Origin of the sequence: Geodermatophilus saharensis, from assembly GCF_900188205.1 — a bacterium.
Taxonomy (GTDB): domain Bacteria; phylum Actinomycetota; class Actinomycetes; order Mycobacteriales; family Geodermatophilaceae; genus Geodermatophilus; species Geodermatophilus saharensis.
Genome location: NZ_FZOH01000010.1, coordinates 213,237 through 221,452, shown reverse-complemented (window position 1 = coordinate 221,452; position 8,216 = coordinate 213,237). Strand labels below are relative to the sequence as shown.

The following is an 8,216-nucleotide window of genomic DNA, read 5'->3' as shown; positions in this document are numbered from 1 at the left end:
CCAGCCAGTCCAACTCACCCGCGGCATCGGCATCGGATTGGGCGCGGGCAAGCAACTTGGCCCAGGTGCCATCGGAGCTCCACCGGGTCAACCGCTCATAGGCGGTCTGCCACGGCCCGAACTGCTCGGGCACCTCCCGCCACGGTGAGCCGGTGCGGTACTTCCAGGCGATCGCCTCGATCACCTGCCGGTGATCACGCCACCGCCCTCCACGCCGACCGGCCGAGGACGGCAGCAACGGCTCCATCCACGCCCACGCCTCATCGGAGACCACCGCTCGATGCTGTCGCATCGCCCGGAGCCTGCCGATCCAAACCGCCAAGATCCGTCAGACACGCCCTAGCGCTGGACGGCCAGCGGCCCCGTCGTGCGGAGCACGGCGGGGCCGCTCCCGTCGATCACAGCAGGCCGTCGAGCGCTGCGGTCACCTCGTCGACGGTGATCCGGGCCAGTGCCGGGTCGAGCTCGCTGCCCCAGGGGTCGCCCGTGCCGTCGCCGTGCCAGAGCACCACGTGCTGCGGCCGCGGCGGCGGGCCCCACAGCGCCGGGGACACCGGGCCGAACAGCACGACCGAGGGGCGGCGGTAGGCGGTCGCCAGGTGGGCCACGCCGGTGTCGCCGCTGACCACCACCCGGGCCGCGGCGACGGTGGCGGCGAGCTCGAGGGTCGACGTCGTCCCGGCGAGCACGGCGTCGTCGGGCAGGCCGGCGTCGCGGGCGACCGCGTGCGCGAGGTCGCGCTCGGCCGGGCCGCCGGTGACGCGGACCTCGTGCCCGGCGTCGGCCAGCCACCGCGCGACGGCGGCGAACCGTTCCGCCGGCCAGCGCCGGCCGGGGAAGGCGGCCCCCGGGTGGACCAGCGCCGCCCCGGTGACCGGAGGGGGCACGGTGGGGACGGCGAGGTCGAGCGCGTCGGGGTCGGCGGGCACGCCCAGCCCCTCGGACACCAGCCGGCACCAGCGGGCGACCTCGTGGTCGTCGGGGGACCACGTCGGGCCGGGATAGCCGGGGCTGTCGAAGGTCAGCAGCCGCCGCGGGTGCAGGTCGGCGACGACGACGTGCGACGCCGGACCCTTGCCGTGCAGGTCGACGGCGAGCTCCGGGGGCGGCCCGGACCAGTCCAGCGGCTCGAGCTCGCGGGCGGGCAGCACCTCGTCGACGGCGTCGACGAGCCCGGCCAGCGGGGCCAGCGCGGTCGTCGTCGCCAGGACCAGCCGGTGGCCGGGCACCGCCGCCCGCACCGCCCGGATCGCCGGCACCCCGGTGAGCAGGTCGCCGAGCCCGAGCGGCCGCAGCACGACCGCCACCGGCCGCCCGTCCCGTGCACGTCCGCGGAAGTGCACGGGAGGAGGACCGCTCACACCCGGGAGCGCTCGACCAGGGCCGTGGTCGAGTGACCGTCGAGGTAGGGCAGGACGACGGCCTGCCCGCCCCACTGCCGCAGCACCGCGGCCTCGGGCAGGTCGGCGCCGGCGTAGTCGCCGCCCTTGGCCCAGACGTCGGGCCGCAGCCGGTCGAGCACCTCCGCAGGGGTGTCCTCGTCGAACACCACGACGGCGTCGACGAACTCCAGCGCCTCCAGCACCCGCGCGCGGTCGGCGGCGGTCACCAGCGGCCGGGAGGGGCCCTTGAGACGGCTGACCGAGTCGTCGGAGTTGATGCACACGACCAGGCAGTCACCCAGGCCGCGGGCGGCGCGCAGCGTGGCCACGTGACCGGCGTGCAGCAGGTCGAAGCACCCGCCGGTGGCCACCACGGTGCCGCCGGTCGCGCGGACGCGGGCCAGCAGCGCCGAGACGCCGTCCTCGGCGGCCACGTTCGGCTGGGGCACGGCGGAGGCGTCCCACGCCGAGGCGCCGCCCGCCGCCACGAACCGCCCGGCGAAGGCCACCGCCGCGGCCACCGCCTCTCCGGTCACCGCGCCGTCGGCGAGGGCCAGCGCGGCCGCAGCGGCGAACGAGTCGCCGGCGCCGCACGGGTCGCCGCCGGTCACCGGCACCGCGGGCACGACCATCGGCGCGCCCTCGCCGTAGGACAGCAGCGCGCCGCGGGCGCCGAGGGTGACCGCCACCGCGCCCACGCCCCAGTGCCGGATCAGCGCCTCGGCCCGCGCGCCGACGGCGGCCAGGCCGTCGCCGTCGGCGGGCACGTCCGCGGCCACCCGGGCGGCCTCGGAGCCGTTGGGCGTCACCAGCCGCACCGACGGCACCGGATCGGCGCCGCGCGGGTGCGGGTCCCAGACGACCGGTCCGCCGGCCTCGGCCAGCAGCGCCCGGACGGCCGGGTCGGCGGTGGTGCCGCGCCCGTAGTCGGCGACCAGCACCGCGGCGGCGTCGCGGACGGTGGCGCGCGCCTCCTCGGGCAGCTCGCCGAGGGCGACCGTGGGCGCACCGCTGTCCAGCCGGACCACCGAGTGGTCACCCACCCGCACCCGCCGCTTGACCGCGGTGCCGCCGGTGGCCGGGATCGTGACCAGCCGCACCCGCCCGGCCAGCAGCGCGCGGAGCCGGGCCGCGCCGTCGTCGTCGGCGAGCGGGGCGACCAGCACGACCTCGCGGTCGGTGGCCTGCGCGGCGACGACCGCGGCCAGCGCCGCGCCCCCCGGGCGCTCGCGGGTCTCCAGGTCCTCGACCACCGGCACCGGCGCGTCGGGGGTCAGCCGGGACGCGCTGCCGACCAGGTCGACGTCGAGCAGCGCGTCACCGACGACGACGAGCGGCCTCACTGCACGACCCCGATGCGGCTGACCGGCACCCGCGCCGGCTCGGCCAGCACCGCGGCGTCGAAGGCCGCGCACAGCAGGTGCAGCGCGACCAGGTGGCACTCCTGCACGGTCGCCGTCCACGGGGAGTCGACGCACACCGCCTCGTCGGAGGCCGCGGCCAGCGGGTTGGGCGCCGGACCGGTGATCGACAGCACGGTGATGCCGCACTCGCGGGCCCGCCGGGCGGCGGCGACCGCGTTGGGGCTGCGTCCGGAGGTCGACAGCAGCACCAGGACGTCGCCCGCGCGGCCGTGCGCCTCGACCTGACGGGCGAACAGCTCGTCGGCCGGGTAGTCGTTGGCGATCGCGGTCAACGACGACGTCTCGGCGGTCAGGCAGATGGCGGAGAACGGCGGCCGGTCGGCGCGGTAACGGCCCACCAGCTCGGCGGTGAGGTGCTGGGCCTGCGCGGCGCTGCCCCCGTTGCCGGCCGCCATCAGCCGCCCGCGGGACTCCCCGCACAGCACGTCGGCCAGCAGCCGCCCCCAGCGGTCGAGGGTGTCGACCGCCCCGTCGAGGCTGCGCAGCGCGGCGGTCAGCGACGCGACGTGGTCGCGGCCGGTGAGGTGGGTGCAGGCGTCGGGCGAGACGACCTCGGCCTCCGAGCGGGGAGCGACACTCACGGGGCGACCTCCAGGGGCGCTCATCGGACGGCCTCGACGGGACGCCGGGTGGACAGGACCTGCCGGTAGACGCCCTCGGTGTCGGCGGCCACGCGGGCCCACCGGTAGCGGGCGCGGGCCCGCCGGACCCCGGCGGCGCCGTAGGCGGCGCGGCGGGCGTCGTCGGCCAGCAGCGCGGCGAGCACCGCGCCGAGCCGGGCCGGGTCGCGCGGCGGCACGAGGTCGCCGGTGACGCCGTCGACGACGGAGTCCTGCAGCCCGCCGACGGCGGTGGCGACCACCGGGCGGCCGCAGGCCATGGCCTCCAGCGGGGTGATGCCGAACGGCTCGTACCAGGGCACGGCCAGCACGACGTCGGCCGAGCGGACCCAGGCGGGGACGTCGGCGCGGGCGACCGACCCGGCGAAGCACAGCCGGTCGGCGACCCCCACCTCGGCGGCGACCGCGCGCAGCCGGCGCACCTCGGGATCGGCCTCGACCGCGCCGGCCGGCGGGCCGCCCACGACGACGAGCTCGGCGTCGGGGACGGCGGCCAGCGCGCGGACGGCGTCCTCCTGGCCCTTGCGCTCGACCAGCCGGCCGAGCACCAGCAGCCGCGGCCGGCCGGTGCGCGGCGCGACCGGGCCGCGCGGGGTGAAGACCGTGGTGTCGACACCGCAGGGCACGATCGAGACGCGGTCACGGGGCAGGCCCAGGCGGCGCAGCTCGAACACCTCGTCGCTGCAGGTGGCCACCACGTGGTCGACCGCCCGGCACAGGCCGCGCTCGAGCCCGACGCGCTGCGCCGGGGAGGTGTCGGCGTCGCCCTGGTGGCGCCGCTTGACCGCCCCCAGCGCGTGGAAGGTCTGCAGCACCGGGACGGGGGTGAGCAGGCTGCCGGCGGCCTCGACGCAGGCCAGCCCGCTCATCCAGAAGTGGGCGTGGACGACGTCGGGGGGCGCCACCGACCAGCGGGCGCGCAGCGCCGCGGCCAGCGCCGGCACGTGGCCGAGCAGGTCGTCCTTGGGCAGCACCTCGGGCGGGCCGGCGGTGAGGTGGCTGACCACGTAGCCGTCGGCGGTGGGCACCTCGTCGGGCAGGTGCGGGTCGTCGCGGCGGGTGTGCACGGTGACCTCGTGGCCCCGCGCGGCCAGGCCCGCGGCGAGTGCGGCGACGTGCACGTTCTGCCCGCCGGCGTCCACCCCGCCGATGGCGGCGAGCGGGCTGGCGTGTTCGCTGACCAGGTCGATGATCACCGGGTCACCTCCTCGAGTAGCGCGTCCCAGTCGGAGAGGAACCGGGGGAGCCCGTAGCGCTCCAGCGCGGCGGCGCGGGCCGCCTTGCCGGCCAGCCGGGCGGCGTCCTCGTCGTGCAGGTAGGCGGCGACGGCGTCCCAGAGCACCTCGGGCCGGGTGGAGAGGACCCCGGCGTCGGCGGGCACCGCCTCGACCACCTCGGTGGTGGCCAGGGCGACCACCGGCACGCCCAGGTGCATCGCCTCGAGCAGCGAGAGCCCCAGCGACGTCCAGCGCACCGGGTGGACGTAGACGCGGCGGCGGGCCAGCTCGGCGTGCATGGCCGCCTGCGGCGGGTCGTCGTGCAGGGTGACCCGGCCGGGGTCGAGGCCGTACCGCTCGTGCAGCCCGGCCAGGCCCATCCCGAAGACGTCGACCGGCGCGACCGCCGCCAGCCCCGGCAGCAGGTCCGCGCCCACGGTGCGGCCGCGGCGCACCGGCTCGTTGGTGACCACGGCGGCCCGCGCCAGCTCGCCGGTCCAGCGCTCGCCGGGGTCGACGATGCCGTGCTCGATGACCGTCGTCGGCGCCCGGCCGTTGTCGTAGAAGAGCCGGTTGAAGTGGGTGACGTGCGCGATCGGGACGTCGTCGCGGTCGGCCAGCGGGTGCCGGGTGTGCGGCACCGGCCCGTCGCCGGGCTCCAGCCCGGGCGCGTTGTGCTCGAGGAAGACGGCGGGCAGGTCGCGGCCGGGCTCACGGCCCAGCCACGCGCGGACCAGCTCCAGGTCGCGCACCCGCTGCAGCACGACGACGTCGACGTGCTCCTCGCGCAGCTGCTCGGGCGTCACCTCCCGGGCCGAGGCCGGCCAGTCCCAGGTGCGGGCGCGGCCCAGCCCGTCGGGGCCCCGGTCGGGGGTCACGGGGATCAGGTACTCGTGCGGGCCCTGCACGAACGCCGTCGTCCACGAGCCGTGCACGTGCCAGAGCAGGACCTTCACGCGCTCACCAGCTTCTCCACGGCCGCGACGACGTCCGCCGCGGTCACCGACGCGAGGCAGGGGTGGCCGGGGACCGGGCACTCGCGGGCCCGGCTCAGCCGGCAGGGGGCGTCCTGGTCGCCGAGCAGCACGGTGGGGACGCCGTAGGGCGCCCACCGCACCGCCGGGACGACGGGACTGAACAGCGAGACGACCGGGGTGCCGACGGCGGCGGCCAGGTGTGCGGGCCCGGTGTTGCCGACGACGACGGCCGCGGCGCCGTCGAGGACCGCGGCCATCTCCGGCAGCGTCGTGGCCCCGCCCAGGTCGGTCCCGCGGGTACCGGCGACGGCGGCCGTCAACGACCGCTCCCCCGGCCCGCCGGTGACCAGCACCCGGTGGCCGGCGTCGGCCAGCGCCCCGACCGCCTCGGCGCAGCGCTGCGCGGGCCAGGCGCGGGCGGGGACGGAGGCGCCGGGGTGGAGGACGACGTAGCCGCGCTCGTGGGGGTTCGGTGGGAGCGGGCGGCGGACGGCGAGGCCGCCGTCGTCGCCGTCGGGCAGGTCGAAGCCGGCGGCGCGGGCCAGCGACAGCGCGCGCTCCGGCTCGGGCAGGTCGTCGTCCACCCGGTGCCGGACGTCGAGCAGCGAGCCCGGGTAGTCGACGCTGATCGCGCTGATCCGCGGCACGCCCGCGGCGCGCAGCAGCAGCGCCAGCGGCAGCGGGGACTGGTGGAACGAGGTGCTGACCACGGCCTCGACGGGCGCGAGCGCGCGGACCCGCTCGGTGAACGCCGCGAGGTCGGCGGGGTCGACCGGCGGCGGGTCGCCGAGGATCCACGGGCAGGCCCAGGTCCACACCTCGTCGACGCCGGGCAGCAGAGCGGCGGCCTCGGCCCCGGCCGGGCCGGCGAGGAACACCACCCGCTCGGCGCGGTGCGCGACGGCGCGGACCAGCGGGCCCTGCAGGAGGACGTCGCCGGCGTTGTCGAGGCGGGCGACGAGCACGGTGCCCCGGCGCGCGGTCACCACCGGCCGGCCAGGACGTCGTCGACCGCGGCGGCGAGCGTGGCCGCGCGGCGGGGTGCGGCCGCCACCTCCTGCTTCCGCGTCACCGGCGTGGGCACCAGGATCCCGACGGCGCCGGCGGCCGCGGCGGCCTCGACGTCGGCGCCGATGTCACCGACGACCACCGTCCGCGCGGGGTCGACGCCGAGCTCGGCGCAGGCGGCCTTCACCATGCCGGGTGCCGGCTTGCGGCAGCTGCAGCCGTCGTCGGGGCCGTGCGGGCAGACCTGCACGGTGTCGAAGGGGCCGAGCAGCTCGTCGAGGCGCGCGGTGCAGGCGTCGACCTGCTCGCGGGTGATGATCCCGCGGGCGACGCCGGACTGGTTGGTCACCACCCCGACGCGGACGCCGCGGGCGCGGAGGGCGTCGAGCGCCTCGCGGGCGCCGTCGACCGGGCGCACCCACGCGGGGTCGCCGTTGTAGGGGAAGTCGTGCACGAGCGTGCCGTCGCGGTCGAACAGCACCAGGTCGGGCAGGCCGCGCCACGGCGTCACCCGGCGGTGCCGCACGACCCCGCGCAGCCAGTGCCAGGTGGCCAGCGGCGGGATGGCGGCGCTGGTGAGCGCCATGGTGGTCACCTCGGCCCGGTCGCGCGGGCCCGGGGCGATGCGGGCCCAGGCGAACTCGGCGGTGCCGGCCGCCCAGGCGAGGGCCGCGGCCGCGGCGGCGCGGGGCCGGCGCGCGGCGGCCAGGCCGACGGCGGCGAGCCCGGCCGCGGTGAGGGCCAGGTGCTGCGGGCGGCGGCCCAGCGCAGCCTGCGCGCGGTCCCGCCAGCCCGGCCCGTGCAGCCGGCGCATGAGGACGTCGTCGGCGTTGCCGGCCTGCACGCGCACGCTGACCCAGCGGTCGACCGGCCGGACCGGGTGGGTGATCCAGCGCTGCCCGCGGACCAGCCGCGCGCCGGTGTCCATCACGCGCAGGGCGAGGTCGGAGTCCTCGCGGAAGGCGCGCGGGAAGCGCTCGTCGAACCCGCCGACGGCGGCCAGCGCGGCGCGGCGGTAGGCGAGGTCGGCGGTGATCCAGGCGCTGGTGGCCAGGCCGGCGGTGCCGCGCTCCCAGTCGGTGGGCCGGCGGTCCTCCGGCAGCGGCACCCGCACCCGGCCCTGGCTGCCGGCGACGTCGGCGGGGAGGCCGCCGAGGTCCTGCGCCAGCCGCTCGTACCAGTCGGCGTCGGGGACGACGTCGTCGTCGAGGAAGGCGATCCACTCGGTGCGGGCGGTGCGCCAGCCGAGGTTGCGCGCGCGGGCGGGGCCGCCGCCGCCGGTGCGGACCACGCGGACCGGCGGCAGGCCGGGGCGCTGCACCGCCAGCGGAGGGCCCTCGGGCCGGTCGTCGACCACCACGAGCTCGGCCGGGCGGGGGCCCGGGGCGGCGGCCAGCGCGTCGAGCAGCACGTCGAGCGACGGCCGGCCGATGGTCGGCACGACGACGGTGCAGCTCACGGGCATGATCGCGCCCTGCCCGGTCTCGCTGGCCCGCAAACACTACGGGCTTGAAGTTCCCCCGTACGACGATCCAGCCCCCGGCGGGTCCCCGCCACGAAGGACCCCGGTGAGCAGTCGCGGTCGGCG

Annotated in this window: 8 protein-coding genes; all 8 read right to left on the bottom strand. The window is 78.3% G+C overall.

Translation table 11 applies throughout. The features are described 5' to 3' along the window. Nucleotides 1–274, bottom strand: a 274-nt coding sequence (locus CHC04_RS23735) for a transposase (RefSeq protein ID WP_176450133.1), incomplete at its 3' end; no start/stop codon positions are given. A gap of 124 nt (nt 275–398) precedes the next feature. Beyond that, a complete protein-coding gene (locus CHC04_RS21180) occupies nt 399–1,307 on the bottom strand; it encodes a glycosyltransferase family 9 protein (RefSeq protein ID WP_089405919.1) in 909 nt (302 codons plus the stop codon). 50 nt (nt 1,308–1,357) lie between these two features. Next, complete coding sequence (gene rfaE2, locus CHC04_RS21175; RefSeq protein WP_089405918.1) at nt 1,358–2,725, bottom strand: D-glycero-beta-D-manno-heptose 1-phosphate adenylyltransferase; 1,368 nt, start codon at nt 2,723–2,725, stop codon at nt 1,358–1,360. Continuing rightward, entirely contained in the window at nt 2,722–3,387 is a 666-nt protein-coding gene (locus CHC04_RS21170; protein WP_245817590.1) for a D-sedoheptulose-7-phosphate isomerase, read from the bottom strand. Before CHC04_RS21170 ends, rfaE2 begins: the two co-directional genes overlap by 4 nt. A 20-nt stretch (nt 3,388–3,407) precedes the next feature. After that, on the bottom strand, nt 3,408–4,622 hold the full coding sequence (locus CHC04_RS21165; RefSeq protein ID WP_089405916.1) for a glycosyltransferase: 1,215 nt from the start codon (nt 4,620–4,622) through the stop codon (nt 3,408–3,410). Then, entirely contained in the window at nt 4,619–5,599 is a 981-nt protein-coding gene (locus tag CHC04_RS21160; RefSeq protein ID WP_089405915.1) for a glycosyltransferase, read from the bottom strand. The genes CHC04_RS21165 and CHC04_RS21160 overlap by 4 nt, the downstream gene beginning before the upstream one ends. Continuing rightward, the gene (locus tag CHC04_RS21155) at nt 5,596–6,606 is read right to left on the bottom strand and encodes a glycosyltransferase family 9 protein (protein ID WP_245817588.1); all 1,011 of its coding nucleotides are present in this window, start codon (nt 6,604–6,606) and stop codon (nt 5,596–5,598) included. The genes CHC04_RS21160 and CHC04_RS21155 overlap by 4 nt, the downstream gene beginning before the upstream one ends. Next, nucleotides 6,603–8,093, bottom strand: coding sequence for an HAD-IIIA family hydrolase (locus CHC04_RS21150; RefSeq protein WP_089405953.1), 1,491 nt, complete (start codon nt 8,091–8,093; stop codon nt 6,603–6,605). Before CHC04_RS21150 ends, CHC04_RS21155 begins: the two co-directional genes overlap by 4 nt. Nucleotides 8,094–8,216: the final 123 nt, after the last annotated feature.

Coding starts and splice junctions, on each gene's coding strand:
- CHC04_RS21150 (WP_089405953.1), bottom strand. CDS start 8,093: ATGCCCGTGAGCTGCACCGTCGTCGTGCCGACCATCGGCCGGCCGTCG.